We start from the raw sequence: 19,570 nt of genomic DNA on the forward strand, positions 1-19,570 counted from the left end.
TATTAGAATGGAATTTTTAAGCCGATTAATAGACCGTTTCGGAACGTATCTCCGTGAATGAAATTGACATTGTTCTTTTGGATGAGCGAAAACTCCCAGCCGTTCTGAAATACATAGTTGTATTCAAACCCTCCCTCGATACCGAGGAAAAACTTACGCTCGACGGCACCGAACTCCGGACCGAAACGGAAGCGGAGCATTCCGTTCTTAGATCGGACAAGACGAAGCTTGTAGAGAATACCTCCGTCCCAATAGTAGCCTTTCCAGAACTGCCCCTCTCTGGTTTTCCAGTGGTCGCCCATCTCACCGAAGACCTCAACGGCTTTACCGTATGACAGGGAGTGCTCATAACCTACGGTGGCATTGAAGGTTGAAGGGAACAGGAAACCTGCATTGACAGTCAGTTTACCCTGAGCTGACGCGCCGATAGTCACCACGGCACATACAAGTGCGATAAGAAACTTCTTCATGGCTTATCTGTATAGATGGAGGTTATAGTGATAAGGTATTTTTTTGAGGATGTCTGCGTCGAAGCCGTCCGCATTGAGGATATCCTCATACTCGATGGTAAGGGTGATGACGCGGCCGCTTATCTGATTTTCGGCAATCTCGATACGGAGCACCTTCTCGTCAGGGAAAGTAAGCTTCGGAATAACAAGCACATTCCTGTAGTTTTTCTTGAACTTCTTGGCGAGATTGAGGGAGAAAGCCGGTGTCAGCTCGATAATCTGTGAGTTGGTAGCCTTGACTTCCTTTTTGTCAGTCAGCTTCACACGCAATTCAGCAATATCATATCCGATTTTTGTCTTGTTCTTCAGCGAGTAGTCGATGAAGAAATAGTCGCCGATGGAATAGATGTTGTTCACGACAGCCTTCATGCCGTTGGCATTGGAGACGATCTGATTGAACTTGCGGTTGCTTCCATATACAGCCCAGGCATAACGCGCCATCTCGGACTCCGGCATGGAGACCTCCGGATTGACGTAGGATTCAGTGTCACGGTAAGAAACGTGATGGATCGAGGCGGCAAGCCGTGGGATAGCGGTAAATATGATGTCATATTGTGCCATGTGTCGCTCCCCGATAAGCGTAAGGGTGGCGAGAAGTTCACCCTCGCGGTATTCAGTTGCCGGTGCCTCCGGGTCAGACTCGATGTATGGCTTCACGCGCACGATGTTGTCAGCACACTGGTTACCGATGAGCTTGGTGGTCGATATGTCAACCATCTTGATGTTCTCGGGCATGACGATATGGGTCGTAACTTCACTGTTGACATAGATCTTCTCCTTTGCGCTTGCGCTGCCGACAATACCGATTGCACATAGGGCAGCTAAAAGAATCTTCGATTTCATATTATGTGATTTGATGATTTGTAAGTTATCCAGATTGTAAGTTAGATTATTTGTATTATCTATTACTTGTAATATAGTTTACCTATTTATTGACTATCTTGCTTCGTCGGAATTAATAAGGTAAACGATTGTGTTGTACTTGATTTTCGCCTTATTCTTGCGGATGTTGGCAGACAGAGCGGAAGTGGCTGAATTATACATGTTCTGAAGGGCCTGCAGAGCTATAGCCTCACCCGATATTCCGGAACCATAACCGCTTTCCGACTCAAAGCTGATGTTCTGCTGGACGGTACTTGACCCCGCATCTTTCATGAAGTCACGGAAAGCTGATTCAGGAACATAGAACCCTTCCATTCCGTCATTGTCGAACACCGAGAGATTCACCTTCAGGAACCTGCTTCCGACAAGAATACTTGTGATGGTCGCACGGACGCGCTGCTGACCGAACCCGACGACTGTTCCATAGAGGTAAGTGCCCTTGGGAAGTCTCACATCCCTGATAGTCACATCATCTAGCAACTTGAAACGGAGACGAGTGCCCTCATGCGCCTTTGTGGTCTGGTCAATCATGGCACGGATAAGCGGTGAATCGTCTGAGTTGACATCATTACCTACGGTATTAAACTTCTCCGCATTGGTATTCTGAGACTTCAGCACAAGCATCGGGCGGTTCTTCTCACGCTCGATCTCCTTTGCCTTGGCTATGGAATCGGCACGTTGCTTCCGGGCCACTTCCTCTTGATCAGGCTGACCGATACCCAAACCGGTCTCAATGGCTTTCTGCCGCTCATAACTCTTTCGCTGAATTTCCTCCAGCTCACGGGCATACTCGCTCCGGGGATCATTCCCATAAGAATTTGAAAAGTCGTTGGCACCGCCATAAGAATAGGAATTGATGTGTCGGCGCGACTCTGCAAGGGAGCGTTCCAGCTCTTCAAGTTCCTGCTGCTGACGGAGGCGTTCTGCCTCGGCCGCGTCTATACGGTTAAGCTCCTCCTCGGAGTAGCCATGCTCCAGCATCTCATCGTCTGTCACTTCCTCACCGAGTTTGCTGACGGCTGTGAAAGCGTCCTCGTCACCGAAACGCCGGGACATCTCGAATAGTTTGTCTCCGGCTTCCTCTGCGTTTGCCTGAGGAAGCTCCATGTTGATACGGTCTGTGGCGACTTTCTTTGACTCGTCCTCGCCACCACCGAAGGTCTGCATCACGAAGTACACCAGAGCGCATAGCGGCACGAATATGACCACCGGGAAAATGTACTTCGGCTGTTTGAAATTGATTTTAGTCATGTCTTATGGTGTTATAGTGATTTTTAAGAATGTTGATAGCCTTTTCCATTAATTCTGATCTGGTCTTACTGAATTTTAGTTCTGATTCAAACCATTGAAATATTGCCGATGCGGAAGCATCTGAGATATCAATTTTGTCCGAGGAATCTGTTGCAGAATGAAGATCAATTATCAGGCTCTCCGTTAACACCTTAATATCTCGTAAAGCAGAATATGCCTCATTCAGAAGTTTGCATGCGATTGCCAACGACACCAGAAGAGATAAAGGATAGAAGGTTATATAAAAGCCAAGGCAGATCAAAGCTGCGTTAAACACCCAAATGTTTTCAGATATTCCAGTCAGAAACATAAGTTCAAGAATAAGAGCCGCGATTGCAAACACGATAGATATTCTGCGTAACACCTTGGGCTCTCTACTATTTGAAATGGTTTTGAAAATTTCACTCATTATCATTCTGTTTTAGAGTTTTCACTAAATTTTCCAACTGTCCGTATCTCCTTATGATACCGATGGAATCAGAGTGGGACTTATGGGGAATTGCGATAAGCGAATCCAGCTCATGTTTGATAGTCTGACCTTGCGAAGTCATTTCAAGGACAGTCCTACGATGGGTGTCCTTGTTAGCCTGAATGGTACGGAATCCGTTAAAGACAGGCTCCACATTGGCTATCATATTCACGTCCGGCTCCTTCATCTCAGCCCTCATTCCGGTTATCGCCACATCACAGAAAAGCACTGTCAGCAATGTGCCCACGACATATCCGAAAGTCCGTTTCGGATGCTGTGTCGCCCATCTGTTGGCGATACGGATACGTGCGGCAAGTCTGTATCTTCTTCCCACTGAGCCAACTCTTGGCTGCAACCAGGACTTTATCTGATTTGATGTACGAAGACGGAAATCGGAGATAGTTTTCTTCAAATTTTTCATACTCTCGCAAATTAATAGTCAAGGTCTTTATTCTCGATAGTTCGCCAGCCGGTAATCATAAGACCGTGCGGATTATTCTGGGTGCGCGGCACACTCTCAATATATCCGGTAGTCACCATCGAGCGTTTCAGGTCTCGTGTCCTGCGCTTGATAAGCTGGGTGCCATAGTAAGTGAATTTCCGTTCATGCTCGTCAAAATTGATGGAGTCACACATGATGGTACAGACGGCTGACGAAGAAATGATGTCCGAGTAAAAGCCGTTCTCATCGAGAGCTTGTTTCTGCTTCAAGGCTGTTCCGTCCGCCATATACATAGCCTTTCCGACAGTCCATTTAATATAGTCGTTGTCGGGAGGCAAGTTGAAGAAGTACTGGTGGAACAGCTGAATGTGTGCCCGGGCTTCCATAAGGAAGTTGGCTTCAAGCCTTGCACGGTCGGCAAGGAAGGGAATGTCGCCGTCAAGGACATAGATCTGCTGACGTTCCTCGCTGACCAGCGACAGGCAACGCCACACGGTGAACCCGCAGATGAGGGCGCAGCCACAAATTGTGGCAAGCACCGTCATCAGGGCGAGTCTCGTTTTCTGTGCTAAAGATTGTATAAGCATATTGATTGGTTGATTGATTATTATAGCATAGCCTTTACAGGAGCGGTAGCCACTGAAGCGCCGGTCTGAGCCACTCCCATAGCGAAGGCACCTGCCGGAGCTGCCGCGCCACTGCTTACACCGCCGGGAATGAGCCAAGACGAAACCTCAGGCACGAAGCGTACTATATACGCTCCCACAAGCATACCCATAGCGTACATGCAGTTCGAGCCGATTCCCTGAAGACCGAGTGCGCCTATCTGGGACCAGGAGTTGACAGAGCCGGAGAGAAGATGCTGATAGGCGGTCATGTCCTGCTGTAGACTGTATAGAAGAATGAAGTCAATGTAGTACAGGCACATGTAGGTGACGAATCCCCATAACGTAAGGGAGAGATACTTTGACATCCATTGGCTCCAAGCCGAGTTCCATGGCGGAGCCAGCGACATTGCGAACATTATTGGGCAGAATATCATCATAATAGCGAGGAATATCCTCTGAGCCACAAGTATGCCGTAATAGGACATCTGGAACACAAGCTCTCCTACGAAGCGTATGACATCGTTGATCCACTCGCTGACCTTTGTCTCAGCAGCCACGGCTGCGCGTTGGGCGTAGTTGTTGATCGTATTGCCAAGATTCTCTACATTATAAATGAGTTTATCCCACCAGTGTGCATCCTCTCCGATTTCGGCAACCTGCTGTGCGGTTGCGATGGAATCCTGAACGGCTCTCAGCCGGTCGAGATATTCCCCCTGTTTCTGAGCCACCTTTAATTCAAAAGCGGCAACCTCCTTGTTCTTTGCTTGTGCCATAGCCTTTGTCGCGGCCTCCAGACCCTTTCCGGGGGTCTGCAAGGCGGAACATATCCAAGAGGAAGATGAAATGCAGATTGAAATACCGATGATTCGAAGTAGCTTCATGACGTCCATGCCCCTGCGTCCGAGCATCATCATCCAGCACTCGTATGACCCGACACAGAGTGCAAGACAGAGGCCGATGATACGGGCGAGCCCCACTGCATCACCGAGTACAGCGACATTGGGAAAGGTCTCCATTGCCACAAGCAGCTTGTCAAGGCTCTCGTCGATGGCCGGGAGACCCATTGTGCATAGTATGCTTAATAAAGTCATTGTCTGAAAAAGATTGTAAGTTAGCGGTTGATAATTTGTAAGTTAGTGGTCGAATATTTACAAATCAGTGGTTTGTGATATATAAGTTAGTGGTCATATCGTCTTTCAGTAGTGGGTTGCCGCTACAGCACACAGCCTTGCCGTCCGGCTCACAAGATCACCCATACGTTTCTTGGCGTCCTCATACGCCTGCTGACGCTTGGCGTTCTCCAGCTCGTAGCCGGGACCGGTCTTATGTATGTAGGCGATGTCGGCGCAAAGAACCGCATTGACACGTGAGATCTCGTCAACCTGATACTGGAGTTTGCCGTCACTCTTGTGGAGACAGTATAGAAGTCCGTCGGAAATGCAATCCTGCATTCGGTTGAACTCGTCCTTATATGTTGCGTATGTCAGATCTACCGTGCGGTCAGCCTCGCGTAGAAGTTCCTCCTTATATAGTTCCTCTACATGGGCGCGTTCCTTTTCAACTTCCGACAGTTTTTGACGCTGGGTTTCCTCAGCCGTCACACGTACAGGCATGATTCTTTTGACATTCGACTTTTCCTCCTTGAACCTGACACGGTATCCGGATTTGAAGCCAGCCCATTTCCAATACATCTCCGCTCCGGAATAATTCTTGTGCAGGAAATAATAGTACCAATCGGGTGCGAAGTCCCAGGGCCCGTTTTCCATCGAAATCCATTGCTTCTCCTTCTGGTCATCGTGGATTGAAGGCACTTTAGCCGATAGAGGAAGTGAGGTCGAGAAAAGAGCCACCGCCATTACAGCAATAGAAAAATTCCTTAGATTATGTTTCTTAGTTGTCATATCCTTTGTTCCAGTTATTGATTACGATTTTTGCAATCTCGTCTTTCACGTCCGAAGTGAGGATTTCCCAGATGTAGTCGGGTTTCCATCCACATTCGGTTATCATATAGCAGTACAGGTTAGCGTTGTCGATGATATATCTTGCCCGGTCAATGGAGGTTTTCAGCGTCATCACGAGATTCAGTTTCTCGTCCATCGAAGCCTTCATCAAATTGATTCCGGAGGCGGCGACAGCAGCATAAAGGGTATAGCAATGCTTTATCTCCCTTGCAATGGCTACGTTGGCTTCCGTGTAGTACCAGGCGACAAACGGTTTCTTCAGTACAGTCTGATAGGTGTTCTCCGTAAAGTCGGCATACTCCTTTGCGAGAAGATACAAGGAATTGGCAGTGGAAGAAATGGCGCCGGCAAGCACTACATAAGAGTATGCGTTATTGAGCTTGGTATCAAGAGTAGTACGCACTTCATTGAACTTCTTAGCCCCTTTCGTCACAAGCGACTGCTCCCCGAAACTTGTTGCCACACGTTGCAGGGCCGCGTCCTCGTCCTTCTTCACGCATTTATGAAGTGCCATAAGTGCTTCAAATGTAGGAAGGTCTTTCGGCAGGTCGAAAGCAGAAACCGGTATAGCAGACATCAGCAACAGAGACATGAGGTATATCCTAATTTTCATTGTCCCCATTTGAATTGATTGATAACGACATCAGGATCAATCTTCACACTTTCCCACTGAACAGGCACAAGACCGTTCCATGACATGACAAGTCCGTTGACCTGATTCTTCATCACCATCACATTAGCCCATCCCTCCGGATCAATGGCAAAGAACAGGTCATTCATGGTGGCGTACTGAGCCACAGCCATCATTCCCTGAATCTTATACCGGATACCCATAAGGTCTGAGTATATGCGGTTGGCAAGGGTCAGACGGGCATAACGGTCAAGGAGATTGTAGCCGTCGGATTTCTTCTCGGCGGTGGCCTGCCCTTTTAGCGGGTTCTCCACCTTGGAGTTGTTAACGATGTTCACGAAGTCACCCACAAGCTGCTGAGTCTGGGTAACAACATTGGCAAGCTCATTAAGGCAGAGGAGTTTGTTAGCGAACTTCGCCTTGTTGACAACCTTGACAAGTTCCGGCACATCCTTTATGATGTCCAGGGCGCAACTGCCTATCTCGATATAATACTTGCTTTCAGTACCGAATCCGGTGACATTCTCCATAGTCAATTTATAGAGTTCCTTGATGGTCGCCATACTGACCGTGTACTGCTCCAGCTTGTTCTGCTTTGATGATATGGAGTCGAGCCGTTTGTTATGCTCGTCCTCGATTGCCTTCTGTGTTGCCATATTGGTGCTGACTGCTTTAAGGCAGTACGGATCCATTACGACACGGTATTGCGCTACGGCCGACATAGCCGTGAGCATACCAATTATATATAGGAGTGATCGGAGTCTTACCATAGTTCCATTACTTTCTGTTTCTGATTTATCTTTACTGCGAAATCAAGATACTTTCCGATACCGGTTTTCTTCCTGTCTATCTCGATATGCGTTATTGCCTCCTGCATCGTGCCATAATGACGGAGATAGATTTTAAGGGCTTCCTTCTCTGAGCGTTCAGTGGTGTAGGCCCAGTAGCATTCGGGCGGTTCCTCGACACCATAGACATCCGAGTTTTGCCCCCTGCATATCCAGACCTCCTTGAAGTAGTTGCGGTTGTCGTGATTGTTCAGCGCGTTTATGGTGAAGATCTGCTGACGCTGAATGGGAGTCAGACCGAGAATGGCTGCTATATCCTCGTACCTGTCCTTGAACTTCGTCTGGTCAAGAAGAATCTTGATGTCTGAATTGTTGATAATTGCCTCCTTTACAATTGGCGAGTCTATCACATCGTTAAGCTCTTGCGTCACGACGCCGGCAATGCCGTGAAATTTTCTCACGGTCTTATAGAGATACTTGATATACTCAGCCATAGTTGGAGATGCGATAGCCTTCCACGCCTCTTCGATAATCAGAGCCTTACGTCCCTTCTTGATACGCATCTTCTGGAGAAATACGTCCATGATTATGAGCACCACGATAGGGAAAAGAACCGGATCGTCCTTAATCTTATCAATCTCGAAGACGATGAATTTCTCATCAAAGAGATTGATGTCAAGGTCGGAGTTAAGCGTGTGTTCAAGCTCACCGCCACGATAGAACTGCTTTAGGATAGCGGCAAAGTCCCGGATGTCGAAATGCACCTTTTCAAGAGAGGTAATTTGAGGGATACGTTCAAGAGCAAACTCATAGTAGGAGTTGAAGGAAAGCTCCGACACTTTCAGGCGTCGTTTCTGCTCCTCCATGTGGTCTATCTGCTTGTCGATCTTTATGAGCATCGAGTTCTCGTGAAGCTCCTTCTTATACCGTTCAAGCTGACGTGCCGCCTTTTCTTTCTCCGCATCGGTGGCGCCCTTATCAGTCAGCATAGCCCGGAACGTCCTGCACTGTCGGAGGATGCGGTTGCGTCTTTCTTCGGAAGGAAGAATCAGGGCATGCTTTTCCAGCTTTGGAGGCTCATGGTTTATCTGTTCCTCGATGTCCTTCATATCGTGGGCGTAAGCCTCGTAATCGTCCTCCATCTTGTATGCCACAAGAAGCTCCTGACGAAGATTCTCACGCTCCTGGTCTGAATACCTGTCAAACGGATGGAAGAAAGCCTCATAATATTCCACGATAGTCTGATTGACAAGCATATCCTCAATCTTTGAAGGAAGCTCATTACCCTTGAATATCAGGAATATCAGAGATTTAAGGAAATTCTTCTTCTCACCGAAATTAAGGTCATATTCCTCTTTCGTAACCTTAAATGGATTCATCGAGATTGGCTTCTCCTTGGAATAGCTTATGTAGGTTCCACCGAAATAGCCGCAGATACCCTCGTATGAATCGCCTGTATCGACCATCACGACATCAGTATTCTGTTCCAAAAGCTGACGAACAACGCTGTTCATATGAAACGATTTGCCACTTCCGCTTGGGCCTATGCAAAAGAAGTTTGCATTATCAGTCAACTTGTTACGTCCTTCCTTACCTGTTATGTCGATGCACACCGGAAGACCCTGACGGTCGGTGTAGAAGGTAGTCAGAGGTGTAATTTCCGATTCCTTCAGATGCTCCTTGAAAAAGAAGCACAGAGCAGCGTCCGAAAGTGTGAGGAAAAGATCATAGTCGGGATTGAAAGCGTAGGCGTTTCCGGGGAATGAGTTTACAAACAGTTCCAGCTGATTGTAAGCGGAACGTGACGGCATGATGCCGCACTCATAGAGCTTGGTCTCCAGATATGAGGTGACAGGCGTGACCTTGTCAGCCGGACAGCTCACGATGATATTGAAGTTGGTGTTCACAAGAAGGCTCGAATCGACAGCCAGACGGTTGAGCACTTCCTCGATGTCCGCCTTTGCAATCTTGTTGCTCGGGTCGGGCATTGAGCCGTGACGCTTTGCCTTACCCTGAAGTTTCCTGAGAAGCTTTCGCTGATTAGGTATCTGGACTACCTGATTGAAAACAACGCAGTCGGCGAAAGGCACACTTGTAAGGAAAGATAGAAGGTCGGTTGCGATGGCATAGCCGTTGATGCTTGTCTCCGTGTAGGGCTTGATGACAGAAGGGAGATTGATTTCGTCAATATCCACGAGAGGGTAAGACCGAACCACACGGTCACCGATTTTCAGATACTCGTCCGAAGACTTGAAGTTGGTCATCGAGAAAGAGCCGTGACGGAACTGAAACGCCATGAACCGGTGGCAGTATTCGTTGACCTCCGGCTTCGTCAGTTTCCTATGGCTGATACCTTTTTCAGTAAGGATGTCGTTTACCTTTGAAATCTTGGCATGGAAATCAAGCCATTTCTTCGGGTCGTACTGAACGAACTGGCTTCGCTGAGCCTCCTGCGTTATTATAAGGTATGTGCATATCTCGGTAAATTCCCTTCCCTCGAAGTATCGGAAATAGCTTCGGGTAAGAAACTCGGCATCCTCCGGCACATCGTGACGGTAAGACTGGCGGCAGAGTATGTCCTGCTTCTGCAAGGCGTAACCCTCACCGAGAGTCTGCACGATATTGGCAAGCACGTCCTGAAACAGGGAGTACTGTTCGGCATCGGTGCATAGCTGCTGCACCGGATTCCTCATTTCAAAAATGACAGACGGCTCACCCTTGGCGGAGAAAAGGACAACATTGCCGTCCGTTTCCTCCAGCTGCGCGTATATTCCGTCAAATATCTTTTTCAGCGGTTTAGCCATGTATCAGCGTTTGAAAATATTGTTGTAGATGAAAATTCCGCGGTGGCGCTTCTTGTTGTGAAGCCCTCCGCTCTGTTTGACATAGATTGTCACGAGACCCGCCACGGCCAGCACAAGCATGGCGATGAAGCCGGCGAGCTTGCCGAGCGCGATCGAGAATACAATGAAGCCTACGAAAGACACCCCTATGGCACCGGCGGCCAGAGTGAGAAAACGTCCCCGTATGCCCATAAACTCCAGAGGTTTCTGTAAACCCTTGAAAACCGGATAGCCGTCTTCGTTCATCGCCATGTCTGTTTTTGCCGGTGATCAGTTGAAGAAAAGGGGCAGTGCCTCGGACAGTGCGATGAAGGCGATACAGCCGCCAATCGTCAGCATGATAGTCTTTTTCACGTCCTGGTCGCCGTTCTGCATTTTGAAATATACATTGAAGGCGCCGACGAGGACGATGACCGCTGCGATGGCTTTCATCAGGTTGGAAACAGGTGTCTGATAGGAGCTTACCTCCTGGGTTGCCTTGGTGAAACCTGCGGCACCCTTGCTGGCTGCCATTGCGTTTCCGGTTGCCACAGTCAGGGCTACTGCGGCGAGGGTTGCCTTGCGGACGAAGGCGGAGTTCTTGATGCGTGACACGGCACGCAGACATTTGTTCTTGATTTTCTGCATTTTGAAATAGATGTTGAAGGTTCAAAATCGCCAAAGGAACAGATGTCGCTAAAGGAACAGATGTCGCTAAAGAATCGGTGTGTTTTTCAATGATTTAGATAAGGTTGGATTCTAAAACGTAAAAATATGAATAAGAAAACAATCAGTTCAGAAATGTGCGCTACGGCACTCATAGATAATTTCTCCCAAAGGTCCAGTGCCTGTCTCCACAAGCTCATCTACTTCAAGCAGGAGTTCATCTACCGTAAGTCCACCAGTCATGAGGGGTTCACGATAGCCCTCGCGCCTGAAAGGAACATCTTGTCGTTTATTATCTTCTGCCATGTCCTTCTTACCTGTTTCATCTGATTCAGGTTTTCTGTTCTCCGTATCAGGATTCGTAGGATTAGCAGGACTGACAGGAGGTGCAGCAGGAGTAGCAGGAGTAGCGTTTTCTTGGACTGGCTTATCAACCGGACTTTCCTTCTTATCCCTATCGGATTCATTAGTATCAGGTTGGTGGCAATCCTCGGATTTGGATTGTCCGGCTGATTCACCTGTCTTTTCTTCTGTCTCCTGGCCGGCTCCCTGAGATTTCTTCGGCTCGTCGCGTGATATGACAATCGGCTGGAATGTATTCGCCTCGTCCGATATGTCTATTTCCTCTTCCGGGTTCTTTTCCATCTCGGCGGCTTTCGCTGCCTTTGCTTTCTGAATGTCGAGCAGTATCATCACAACATAATAGAGGATGAGCAGCACGAACAGGAATGATATTATTTGTCCATACATAGTCGTTAAATTGCTGTCGTTAATAATAATTCTTCATCAACCGGCAGAGGAAGGAAACGGAGTCCAAGTTCCCTGCCACGGCTCTCATGCTCCATTCGCCGTGATATGTCAGTGGGGTAGTACATCACGTTCCTCTGGTCACTGACGATGTATCCCTGAGCCTTCAGCCAAGAGCGGAGTCTGATACGGGGTCTGTTGGTGACGACCTTGATATGTGTCAATGGGTCGAGACCGAATATCATACGCCGTTTCTCACGCTTGATAAGTTCACCCCGTACCCTTGACTTGACATGACACGTTTCCTTTGTAGTGCGCTTCAATCCAAGCTGCCCGGCAATCCTACCCACGCTGTTCTTCGTAATTCCAAGGACTTTTCCAATCTCCGAAAACGATTTTGTGTAGAAATGATCGCGTATATATTCGGCACGTTCAAGCCACTTTGATTTGGCATACTTCTCTATGCCAAGTTCACGTGCCTTTTTCTTAACCGTATTCTCGCATACACCCAAAACAGAAGCGACATAGGACGTTGTCTCTACAGGATAAAGATTCATCAGGGTCTCCATCATCCCGTCAGTCCATAATATCTTTTTCTTCTTCATGTCAAGAGGGTATGTAGTTACGGAACAGTGATTTCTTCTCACGGCGGTACTGAATGAGCCTCGGCATGAACGTATCAAAGAAAGTTCTTATGATGGCGTTCACAAGGTCAGACCTGCAATGGTTCCCAATGTCACAGTCATCGAGCGAATCGGCAAGGTCACGGTCGAGCTTGCAGTTCAACCTCTCATCCTTATCAGTGATTTTGTCGGAGGAATTGAGGTGACACATGAAGTCGTTCCAATACCTTTCGTTGCTCTCAACCGTTGAGAATTGTCCATCGTCCAAAGTTTCGGACTGGTCTGATGGGGACTCAGCCTGTTGTTCCGCATCCTGTGATGTTGCATCTTTAAGTGCAGCTGATGGGTCGAGCATTGTGTCAGGGTCATTGATACCCTCAAGCAATGTGTCTATTTCCGGAATTTCCTTTTTCATCTATGGTAATAGTGATTGATTTTAATTATTATCTGTTGGCTCTGTAATATTGTCTGTTGTATCTGTAGAGTTATCATCTGAAGTGGAAGAAACATTTGCAGCTGATTCTGAGACGCCGGGATTTTTTTGTGGCGTCTCCGGTTCGACAAACTCAACTTTCATTTCAGCAGTGGAATCTGATGCCTTAGCCGGTTTTTTCTTCCTCTTGGGGTCGATGTTCTCTATAAGCTGTATTCCTCTGAGGTTGGACTCCCTGATAGGATTTACCGTGTCGAACATCGCTGCATATATCTTGTCAAACACAGGCCGGACAATCTCATTCTGCATATCCAGAGCCGCTATCGTGCTGAAACGCTCCATGTCGGCACGTTTAGGCATCTTGGGTGTGACATCCCCGTAAGTCGAGAAAGTCTCCCTTGACTTCTCCCATATAAGTAGTTCCGACCGCTTGCCTACACGTCCATCGTTCAGGTTCGGGATCATGAAGAGCCTCGCCCTCATACCACCGGACATAGCCTGACGCAGACGGTCAAGAAACATGATGAAGCTCGCCGTGGAAGGTACTGTCACAAGATCGTAGTGGAACGGTATAACTATGATGTCGGAATTCACAAACAACGGCACGAGTCCGGCGGCCTTCAGGCTTCCCGGAGAATCTACAAGAGCTACCTCGATACTGGGGTCATTATGCAGTTTCTCCATCAGTTCGGTCATATCGTCCTTGTCTGTCGCTTCCTTCTCGATCACGCTGTAAGGTACCGTTCCCTCGCCATACTTTCGCAGGTCACTCCGACGGCATTTGAGGATTGAGTGCTGGAAATCACAGTCAACTATAACGACGCGGACACCCTTCGTCACGAGATAGTTGGCGAAGGTGACGCAGAGCGTCGTTTTTCCGACGCCCCCTTTCTGGTTGGCGAAAGTCACTATGACAGGTGTCTGCATCATTTTTTGTCTTGCGATTGAAATCCGATGCAAAATTATCACCCGATGGTACCTTAAACCGAAATGCACAACACTTATCTGACCTCGGTCACTTGAACCGGAGTGCATAGGTATAAATATCTGAGGTTTTTCGGTTTATTATGCCCGAAATAGTGACGATAGAAAGTCTCACTATGGTTTTCGGACTATCTTTTCAGGCTGCTGCCGTCATCAATCCTGTCATATTTACCTTTATATCCGACCTCCCATTCACGGTTCTCTCCGTGACCTGCGCCGGCATCGCGTAGCGGTCGTATCCGTACAGGCTTCTTCCGTTGCTGTTGATTATTCTGCGTCTGCTTTTGGCTCGGTGTCTGCTTCTGTCGTTGCAGGCGTGTGAGGTCAAAGCCCTCTTCTGTAAGGTTGATAATGATATGGCGGTTGAAGTCAATGGCGAAAGTGTTGTCACCGTCTTTCATGACAATAAAACCCTCGGCTCGAAGTTCTCTACGGACATCGGTCACATCCGGGTCATCGAAAATATCATGTAGCCTTGCCAATGATGTGGTGTAGCCGTTATATCTCTTTGGAGCGAGTGAGATCAGATCGGAAGGAGTCCCTTTGCCCATTTTGCAAAGAATATCCCTCTCGGCTTCAGTCATAGGCTTGAAGCTCTCGACCCATTGGATCCGGTTGTTTCTTTTAAGCGCATCAACCATAAACTGCTTCAAAGGCTTGCTCTGGCCGTCGAAATAGATCACACCTTTCTTAATATATGCTTTATAGCGTCGAAGCTTGTCGAATATCTCTCCCTGTGTGATTTTGGGATTGATTGTAAAAAGCTTGTCGATATAATTCTCTATGCGGTCGAAGCGCTCCTGTGGAGTTGCGAAATCAAGCAGCTCATCAACCGCGAGGATTCTGGCACCGTGGAACACAGACTTGGTGCTATGGTCAACAAGGATATAACCATACGGCTTGTCCTTCTTGCCGAAGAACACTATATCGACTCCGAATTTAGCTTTCATCTCCTTTTTAAGTTCCTCCTTGTCCGCACAGGTATCACGGTACTTTTTGAGAATTGAGCGAAGCTGACGTGCCCGTACCTTGTCCGTTTCCCCATGATAATGAAGATCGTACAAATCTCCAAGATTCATCGTCTTCTGAATCTTGCCACCTTTTTTGAAGAATACCATTTCATTTTTTCTGAATACCTCATAACCCATAGAGGACATCACAGCCTTGAACTGGGCGAAGGAACTGAACCTATACTGCTTGGCTTTTTCAAAATCCTGGTCCACTTTCTTCTTGCTGTCCTCCCCAAGTATTCTGTCGATTACTTCCTGAGAACGGCGTCGTTCATGATGGTCATTTATCTTTTTACCGTCCGGTGATACACGGGAGGTCACTATATGGAGATGAGTGTTATCTGTATCATAGTGGGAATAGACAAGAATGGGCTGTCCCGGTTCCATATATCCCATCTCCTTAAGGTATCGGTGTGCAAAGTCGAGAAGCTGCTGCTCAGTCATCTCATGACCCTTGCAGGAAATGGCAAGATGGAACTGGGCTTTCTTTATCCTGTCGTTGCGTTCGCTGTAGCTGATGAGATAGTCTCTCAGTTTCTCCGGAGTCGGAGGACCGAAAGACGTGGCTCTCTCGAAATTCAGGATCTCGATAAGTCGGGCTGCTCCTTTTGAGACTTTTCGTTCATTGTACCCGACGGCATGGAAATTTGTGCTTCCCGGTAATATGGTCGCTATCATATCGGTTTATCAAATTCAGATTCCCGGTTCAAGAAACTTAGGAACCTCGGTTTATCGGACTGGGGTTTCTTGGTCCGTCAGTCGGTTTAATCGGTTTACAAAGGGTATCGGTCATAATATCCGGATCACTCGATGGCTTTTTTAGTGACGTTTAGGAGTTCCAGTTTTATAGAGTCCAGAGTCTTCCGGGTACTGTTGATTGTGGGCATAAGTACCTCTGTCATATAGGCCGGGGTCAGGAATCCGGCGACTGCGAGTTCATTGGCTCTCTTGACCGACTGATTTAGGTTTCCACCTGCCCATGACAGTTCGTCCTGAAACTTCCGGTAGAATGAACTGAGGTCATTGAGCAACTGGAACTTCCGTTTTGCGTCGATGTCGGAGTATTCCTTTATTGCTGAGCGAATATAATGGCTTACAGACGTGTAGGAGGCTGATTTTTGCTTCAATGTGTAATATTCCTCTTGCGTAAGCCGAAGTTGAAAATACTTGGTTCTTTGAGTCATAGTAACTGGGTTATCTGGGTTCCAAGGCTCCCGGATACACTTTCGCAAAGCGAAACAGCGATGGAATCGCTCCGATGCGGAGCAATCGGCAAGTCGCTTTTGTAATGACAAAAGCACAACTTGCTTGACAAAACCTGTAACGCAGTTCGATGTCTTCCGTGGCCTTTTTCACTACGAAATTAGCGGCAACGGCCGCTCCCGGAAGAAATGCACAACATAAATCTTCAGTTTCTCGGTACTTGGACTCCGTTACCGGGACACTTCGGCTATAGAATCTTGAAAGAATAAGTCTGCTTATCTCCGCTTCGCAGGTACGGTAGACAAATGAACCCGGAATGGCGAAGTTACCGGCTACGGCTGTTCGTCTAATCACCCGATGAACCGAGGACAACGGGTTTTCAAGACTGATATAAAATAATCCTGATTTCATTGTTATCCCGGTATATCGGATATAGTAGACGTAGGACCGAAAAACTGAGAATATTGAGAATTTGAATCTTCGGTTCAACACAATGATACATCTATCGCCTATGAAACTGAGGTTCGCAGCCTCCGGAATATAGAATATTGGTATTTGGGTTCAATATAATGAGCAGTCAGATATGCCGGACATAAATGGACTGAGATAGCTTGGACGGATTGACTAAAGAATGTAAGGAATCAGGGTCGATACACCAAAGATACCCTATATCCATAGCCAAAATAATTCGATAATAGGGCTAAGTGAACTGAGGTTTAATTAACTTAGAAAATCGGATAATACGCTAAAAATAAGGGTGTTAAAACTTGCGTATGTTAAAAATTTTTATTAATTTTACTAACGGAACAGTCCCTGAAACCATCAATTTTTAATACACCGAATTATGTTTATACCCTACAATATCGTCATACTTCTCATACTCTCTCCTTTCCTTCTGGTGATATGGGTTATCGCCAAAATGGTCAAGATTATAATCAGGCTCGCTCTGCGCCTTGTAAAGAATGCCGTAAAGTTGACATTCAAGCTGCTTGGGGTTCTTTTCGGTCAAGTCAGACAATTATTCTGACTTATTGATGTAAAAAAAGCCATGCCGGACTAATGCCCGACACGGCTCAATAGGGTGTGTTTTGAGTCTGTTCCCTTATGTGAAATGATTTTTCTCTTTGTTGTAGCGGTTAGGTCAAAATCCTTTGCCTTTGGTTCTTTCGTAAACGACTTCCTTTTGATTATCACAGTTAGTAATTCTGAAGTGTACAGCGCATCCAACAGGTAAGTCTGAGGGTAACTGTTGCGCCAACGCTTTGATGACAGCATCAACTGTTCCAAAACCGATATCGTTGACTTCGGCAAGAATCTTCCCTTTGAAGTATGCTCGGCCATGTACCATTTTCTTCGGAGACAATCTGAAAAATTTGTCTTCTGTATCTTCAATGTCTTTCGCAATACCCTGTTTACTCGGTTTATCACTGAAGAAAATAAAATCGATCACTTTCGCATTCAATTGCCATGCAGGTGAAAAGTCAAGCTTAACATATCCTCTGGTTACATTGAGCCCATGACTATGGTTCATTCCAAATGCGACTTCATAAAGATTTGCATCGCAATCGTTTTGCGCGATGGTTCCCCATGTATGACGGAAAGTATATACACAATAATAATCCTCCTTATTCATATTCATATCGGCACAGATTTTCTTTATGCCATTATTGACGTTCGCACAGAAACTATCCGTATCGCAATAGCGATTATGAAACGTGAAAAGAAATTCATCATCTTCTTCAGCCAGATATTTGTCAAATGTTGACTGTATGAACGGTTCCACACGCATCTCGATGTAGGCTTCATCTTTTCTACTATGCTTAGTCTTGGCTCTCTTGTATCCTATGACTCCGTTACGATAGTCAGATTTTTTGAGGGCATATAGATCTGCCGTATTTATTCCTCCAAGACAGAGCACGAGCATAGCCACATCCCGTCCCAATTCCGGGAGAGAGGAAAGCATCTTCGTCTGTGGTAGTGGACGATTGAAGAACTCTCTACACGCTTCGGCGCTTATAGCACGCTGGGCAGCCTTGTCGCTTTTTGGTATCTGAACCTTCAACCAAGGATTGAACTTTATGCGAATTATGCCCTTTTCTTCATCATTAAGCTCAACTAAAGCTGCCTTGAATATTTGCCGTAGACAGATTGGGTATTTTTCTTTTGCACGATTAGTTAGAGCCATAGTTTCAATCCATTTTTTCAAAACCGTAGATGAAAGTTGAGCAAACAGGATCTTATTTGTTCCAAGGTATCTTTCCAGATGCTGCAAGGCATACATATAATCCTTTGCGTTTCGACCATGACCAGCCTTTGTCATTCTATCGATATGGAGACGTGCATATTCACTAAAGCATTCCGTCCCACTATCCCGAGTAAGATACTCTATCACTTCTGCAACAGAATATGCCGTCAGATCCTTTCGATTTAGCATATCAGAGTACTTAAGAATTACTCGACTGCAATACTCATTCACTACCGGATCTTTTAACTCTCCGGAAGCTGTTACATTCTTTGGGCTGATAACCTTATTGGTCTTGATATAGCCCATTCGACTGCGATGGACTATGCGAATATACACCGCATAGAATCCATCGGCTCTCTGTTTTCTCACAACTGCTTTAAGTGTAGCCATATACGTCTGATTTTTGAGGTGTATGCACTGGTGTATGTTCGGTGTATGTGATGTTGTTTAGGGGTGTATGCTCTGGTGTATGCAAATTCCGTTTATTTGGCTCGATTTCTGTATCCAAATGAACGAACCTCCTAAGAACAGGTTAGGCTGTAACCTCCTTTTTATCGGAGTGTTACAGCCTAACGCTTTTATGTGTTAGAAGTATGTCTTAGTCCTCTATCGCTGCCTGCGCCGCAGCTACGCGGGCGATGGGCACGCGGAAGGGTGAGCAGCTTACGTAGTTCATGCCGAGTTTGGCACAGAATTTAACTGAGCTGGGTTCGCCTCCGTGCTCGCCACAGATACCTACCTTCAGGTCAGGACGTGTTGCACGACCTTTCTTAACACCCATCTCTACAAGCTGTCCCACACCTGTCTGATCGAGTACCTCGAACGGATCTACCTTGATCACGCCGTGCTCCTTGTAGAATTTCAAGAATTTGGGTGCATCATCACGAGAGAAACCGAAGGTCATCTGTGTGAGGTCGTTGGTACCGAATGAGAAGAACTCAGCTACCTCAGCGATTTCGTTTGCTGTGAGGGCAGCGCGGGGCACCTCAATCATTGTACCTACTTTATAGATTACCTCATCACCTTTCTCAGCGAATACTTTGTCGGCAGTTTCGCGGATAACGCTTGCCTGGTTCTGAAGCTCCTTGAGTGAACCTACGAGGGGCACCATGATTTCAGGATGCACTTCAATTCCACGAGCTTTGCATGCGAGGGCAGCTTCAATGATGGCGCGAGTCTGCATCTCAGTGATCTCCGGATAAGTGATACCGAGACGGCAACCGCGGTGTCCGAGCATCGGGTTGAACTCAGCAAGTT

22 protein-coding genes are annotated in these 19,570 nt (G+C 46.9%); 1 reads left to right on the plus strand and 21 read right to left on the minus strand.

The genetic code is table 11. The features are described 5' to 3' along the window. Nucleotides 1-2: 2 nt before the first annotated feature. The 19 genes from K2G41_RS04755 to K2G41_RS04845 form a co-directional block, all read right to left on the minus strand. Nucleotides 3-470, minus strand: a complete 468-nt coding sequence (locus tag K2G41_RS04755; RefSeq protein WP_300115210.1) for a hypothetical protein — start codon at nucleotides 468-470, stop codon at nucleotides 3-5. 3 nt (nucleotides 471-473) lie between these two features. Next, nucleotides 474-1,352 carry a conjugative transposon protein TraN gene (gene traN, locus K2G41_RS04760; protein WP_300115213.1) on the minus strand — a complete coding sequence of 293 codons (879 nt, stop codon included), beginning with the start codon at nucleotides 1,350-1,352 and terminating at the stop codon, nucleotides 474-476. Between the two features lie 93 nt (nucleotides 1,353-1,445). Beyond that, nucleotides 1,446-2,642: a conjugative transposon protein TraM gene (gene traM, locus K2G41_RS04765; RefSeq protein WP_300115216.1), complete on the minus strand. Its 1,197-nt coding sequence runs from the start codon at nucleotides 2,640-2,642 to the stop codon at nucleotides 1,446-1,448. Continuing rightward, a complete protein-coding gene (locus K2G41_RS04770; protein WP_300115219.1) occupies nucleotides 2,635-3,090 on the minus strand; it encodes a hypothetical protein in 456 nt (151 codons plus the stop codon). The genes traM and K2G41_RS04770 overlap by 8 nt, the downstream gene beginning before the upstream one ends. Continuing rightward, the gene (locus K2G41_RS04775; protein WP_300115222.1) at nucleotides 3,083-3,571 is read right to left on the minus strand and encodes a hypothetical protein; all 489 of its coding nucleotides are present in this window, start codon (nucleotides 3,569-3,571) and stop codon (nucleotides 3,083-3,085) included. Before K2G41_RS04775 ends, K2G41_RS04770 begins: the two co-directional genes overlap by 8 nt. 11 nt (nucleotides 3,572-3,582) lie before the next feature. Beyond that, the gene (gene traK / locus K2G41_RS04780; RefSeq protein ID WP_300115225.1) at nucleotides 3,583-4,179 is read right to left on the minus strand and encodes a conjugative transposon protein TraK; all 597 of its coding nucleotides are present in this window, start codon (nucleotides 4,177-4,179) and stop codon (nucleotides 3,583-3,585) included. 20 nt (nucleotides 4,180-4,199) lie between these two features. After that, nucleotides 4,200-5,291 (minus strand): hypothetical protein, encoded by a 1,092-nt coding sequence (locus K2G41_RS04785; protein WP_300115228.1) that lies wholly within the window; start codon nucleotides 5,289-5,291, stop codon nucleotides 4,200-4,202. Nucleotides 5,292-5,396: 105 nt separating this feature from the next. After that, nucleotides 5,397-6,056, minus strand: a complete 660-nt coding sequence (locus tag K2G41_RS04790; protein ID WP_300115280.1) for a DUF5045 domain-containing protein — start codon at nucleotides 6,054-6,056, stop codon at nucleotides 5,397-5,399. Nucleotides 6,057-6,090: 34 nt separating this feature from the next. Next, complete coding sequence (locus K2G41_RS04795; RefSeq protein WP_300115231.1) at nucleotides 6,091-6,783, minus strand: hypothetical protein; 693 nt, start codon at nucleotides 6,781-6,783, stop codon at nucleotides 6,091-6,093. Continuing rightward, on the minus strand, nucleotides 6,771-7,562 hold the full coding sequence (locus K2G41_RS04800; protein ID WP_300115233.1) for a hypothetical protein: 792 nt from the start codon (nucleotides 7,560-7,562) through the stop codon (nucleotides 6,771-6,773). Before K2G41_RS04800 ends, K2G41_RS04795 begins: the two co-directional genes overlap by 13 nt. After that, nucleotides 7,556-10,384 carry a TraG family conjugative transposon ATPase gene (locus K2G41_RS04805; protein ID WP_300115236.1) on the minus strand — a complete coding sequence of 943 codons (2,829 nt, stop codon included), beginning with the start codon at nucleotides 10,382-10,384 and terminating at the stop codon, nucleotides 7,556-7,558. The genes K2G41_RS04800 and K2G41_RS04805 overlap by 7 nt, the downstream gene beginning before the upstream one ends. Before the next feature lie 3 nt (nucleotides 10,385-10,387). Next, entirely contained in the window at nucleotides 10,388-10,675 is a 288-nt protein-coding gene (locus K2G41_RS04810) for a DUF4133 domain-containing protein (protein WP_300115239.1), read from the minus strand. Between the two features lie 18 nt (nucleotides 10,676-10,693). Next, nucleotides 10,694-11,050 (minus strand): DUF4134 domain-containing protein, encoded by a 357-nt coding sequence (locus tag K2G41_RS04815; protein ID WP_300115242.1) that lies wholly within the window; start codon nucleotides 11,048-11,050, stop codon nucleotides 10,694-10,696. Nucleotides 11,051-11,197: 147 nt separating this feature from the next. Next, nucleotides 11,198-11,818, minus strand: a complete 621-nt coding sequence (locus tag K2G41_RS04820; protein ID WP_300115245.1) for a hypothetical protein — start codon at nucleotides 11,816-11,818, stop codon at nucleotides 11,198-11,200. Between the two features lie 5 nt (nucleotides 11,819-11,823). Further along, the gene (locus K2G41_RS04825) at nucleotides 11,824-12,420 is read right to left on the minus strand and encodes a MarR family transcriptional regulator (RefSeq protein WP_300115249.1); all 597 of its coding nucleotides are present in this window, start codon (nucleotides 12,418-12,420) and stop codon (nucleotides 11,824-11,826) included. Nucleotide 12,421: 1 nt separating this feature from the next. Further along, nucleotides 12,422-12,853, minus strand: coding sequence for a hypothetical protein (locus K2G41_RS04830; protein WP_300115252.1), 432 nt, complete (start codon nucleotides 12,851-12,853; stop codon nucleotides 12,422-12,424). A 21-nt stretch (nucleotides 12,854-12,874) separates the two neighbouring features. Continuing rightward, nucleotides 12,875-13,801, minus strand: a complete 927-nt coding sequence (locus K2G41_RS04835) for a ParA family protein (RefSeq protein ID WP_300115255.1) — start codon at nucleotides 13,799-13,801, stop codon at nucleotides 12,875-12,877. Nucleotides 13,802-13,983: 182 nt separating this feature from the next. Beyond that, complete coding sequence (locus K2G41_RS04840) at nucleotides 13,984-15,543, minus strand: relaxase/mobilization nuclease domain-containing protein (protein WP_300115257.1); 1,560 nt, start codon at nucleotides 15,541-15,543, stop codon at nucleotides 13,984-13,986. A 125-nt stretch (nucleotides 15,544-15,668) separates the two neighbouring features. Continuing rightward, nucleotides 15,669-16,049 carry a hypothetical protein gene (locus K2G41_RS04845; RefSeq protein WP_300115260.1) on the minus strand — a complete coding sequence of 127 codons (381 nt, stop codon included), beginning with the start codon at nucleotides 16,047-16,049 and terminating at the stop codon, nucleotides 15,669-15,671. Nucleotides 16,050-16,912: 863 nt separating this feature from the next. Here K2G41_RS04845 and K2G41_RS04850 point away from each other — a divergent pair. Further along, entirely contained in the window at nucleotides 16,913-17,095 is a 183-nt protein-coding gene (locus K2G41_RS04850) for a hypothetical protein (RefSeq protein ID WP_300115263.1), read from the plus strand. 114 nt (nucleotides 17,096-17,209) lie between these two features. Here K2G41_RS04850 and K2G41_RS04855 read toward each other — a convergent pair whose 3' ends face one another. Then, a complete protein-coding gene (locus K2G41_RS04855; RefSeq protein WP_300115266.1) occupies nucleotides 17,210-18,703 on the minus strand; it encodes a phage integrase SAM-like domain-containing protein in 1,494 nt (497 codons plus the stop codon). Nucleotides 18,704-18,911: 208 nt separating this feature from the next. Next, nucleotides 18,912-19,570: putative PEP-binding protein (locus K2G41_RS04860; RefSeq protein ID WP_366145392.1), on the minus strand; the 659-nt coding region annotated here is incomplete at its 5' end.

This window comes from Duncaniella sp. (assembly GCF_029056165.1).
Classification (GTDB): Bacteria; Bacteroidota; Bacteroidia; order Bacteroidales; family Muribaculaceae; genus Duncaniella.

What these genes read in the sequence shown, in the direction of transcription:
- K2G41_RS04810 (WP_300115239.1), bottom strand. Translation starts at nt 10,675, where the DNA reads ATGGCGATGAACGAAGACGGCTATCCGGTTTTCAAGGGTTTACAGAAA.
- K2G41_RS04845 (WP_300115260.1), bottom strand. Translation starts at nt 16,049, where the DNA reads ATGACTCAAAGAACCAAGTATTTTCAACTTCGGCTTACGCAAGAGGAA.
- K2G41_RS04775 (WP_300115222.1), bottom strand. Translation starts at nt 3,571, where the DNA reads ATGAAAAATTTGAAGAAAACTATCTCCGATTTCCGTCTTCGTACATCA.
- K2G41_RS04820 (WP_300115245.1), bottom strand. Translation starts at nt 11,818, where the DNA reads ATGTATGGACAAATAATATCATTCCTGTTCGTGCTGCTCATCCTCTAT.
- K2G41_RS04850 (WP_300115263.1), top strand. Translation starts at nt 16,913, where the DNA reads ATGTTTATACCCTACAATATCGTCATACTTCTCATACTCTCTCCTTTC.
- K2G41_RS04840 (WP_300115257.1), bottom strand. Translation starts at nt 15,543, where the DNA reads ATGATAGCGACCATATTACCGGGAAGCACAAATTTCCATGCCGTCGGG.
- K2G41_RS04830 (WP_300115252.1), bottom strand. Translation starts at nt 12,853, where the DNA reads ATGAAAAAGGAAATTCCGGAAATAGACACATTGCTTGAGGGTATCAAT.
- K2G41_RS04855 (WP_300115266.1), bottom strand. Translation starts at nt 18,703, where the DNA reads ATGGCTACACTTAAAGCAGTTGTGAGAAAACAGAGAGCCGATGGATTC.
- K2G41_RS04805 (WP_300115236.1), bottom strand. Translation starts at nt 10,384, where the DNA reads ATGGCTAAACCGCTGAAAAAGATATTTGACGGAATATACGCGCAGCTG.
- K2G41_RS04835 (WP_300115255.1), bottom strand. Translation starts at nt 13,801, where the DNA reads ATGATGCAGACACCTGTCATAGTGACTTTCGCCAACCAGAAAGGGGGC.
- K2G41_RS04785 (WP_300115228.1), bottom strand. Translation starts at nt 5,291, where the DNA reads ATGACTTTATTAAGCATACTATGCACAATGGGTCTCCCGGCCATCGAC.
- traN (WP_300115213.1), bottom strand. Translation starts at nt 1,352, where the DNA reads ATGAAATCGAAGATTCTTTTAGCTGCCCTATGTGCAATCGGTATTGTC.
- traM (WP_300115216.1), bottom strand. Translation starts at nt 2,642, where the DNA reads ATGACTAAAATCAATTTCAAACAGCCGAAGTACATTTTCCCGGTGGTC.
- K2G41_RS04800 (WP_300115233.1), bottom strand. Translation starts at nt 7,562, where the DNA reads ATGGTAAGACTCCGATCACTCCTATATATAATTGGTATGCTCACGGCT.
- K2G41_RS04825 (WP_300115249.1), bottom strand. Translation starts at nt 12,420, where the DNA reads ATGAAGAAGAAAAAGATATTATGGACTGACGGGATGATGGAGACCCTG.
- K2G41_RS04755 (WP_300115210.1), bottom strand. Translation starts at nt 470, where the DNA reads ATGAAGAAGTTTCTTATCGCACTTGTATGTGCCGTGGTGACTATCGGC.
- K2G41_RS04770 (WP_300115219.1), bottom strand. Translation starts at nt 3,090, where the DNA reads ATGAGTGAAATTTTCAAAACCATTTCAAATAGTAGAGAGCCCAAGGTG.
- K2G41_RS04790 (WP_300115280.1), bottom strand. Translation starts at nt 6,056, where the DNA reads ATGGCGGTGGCTCTTTTCTCGACCTCACTTCCTCTATCGGCTAAAGTG.
- K2G41_RS04815 (WP_300115242.1), bottom strand. Translation starts at nt 11,050, where the DNA reads ATGCAGAAAATCAAGAACAAATGTCTGCGTGCCGTGTCACGCATCAAG.
- K2G41_RS04795 (WP_300115231.1), bottom strand. Translation starts at nt 6,783, where the DNA reads ATGGGGACAATGAAAATTAGGATATACCTCATGTCTCTGTTGCTGATG.
- traK (WP_300115225.1), bottom strand. Translation starts at nt 4,179, where the DNA reads ATGCTTATACAATCTTTAGCACAGAAAACGAGACTCGCCCTGATGACG.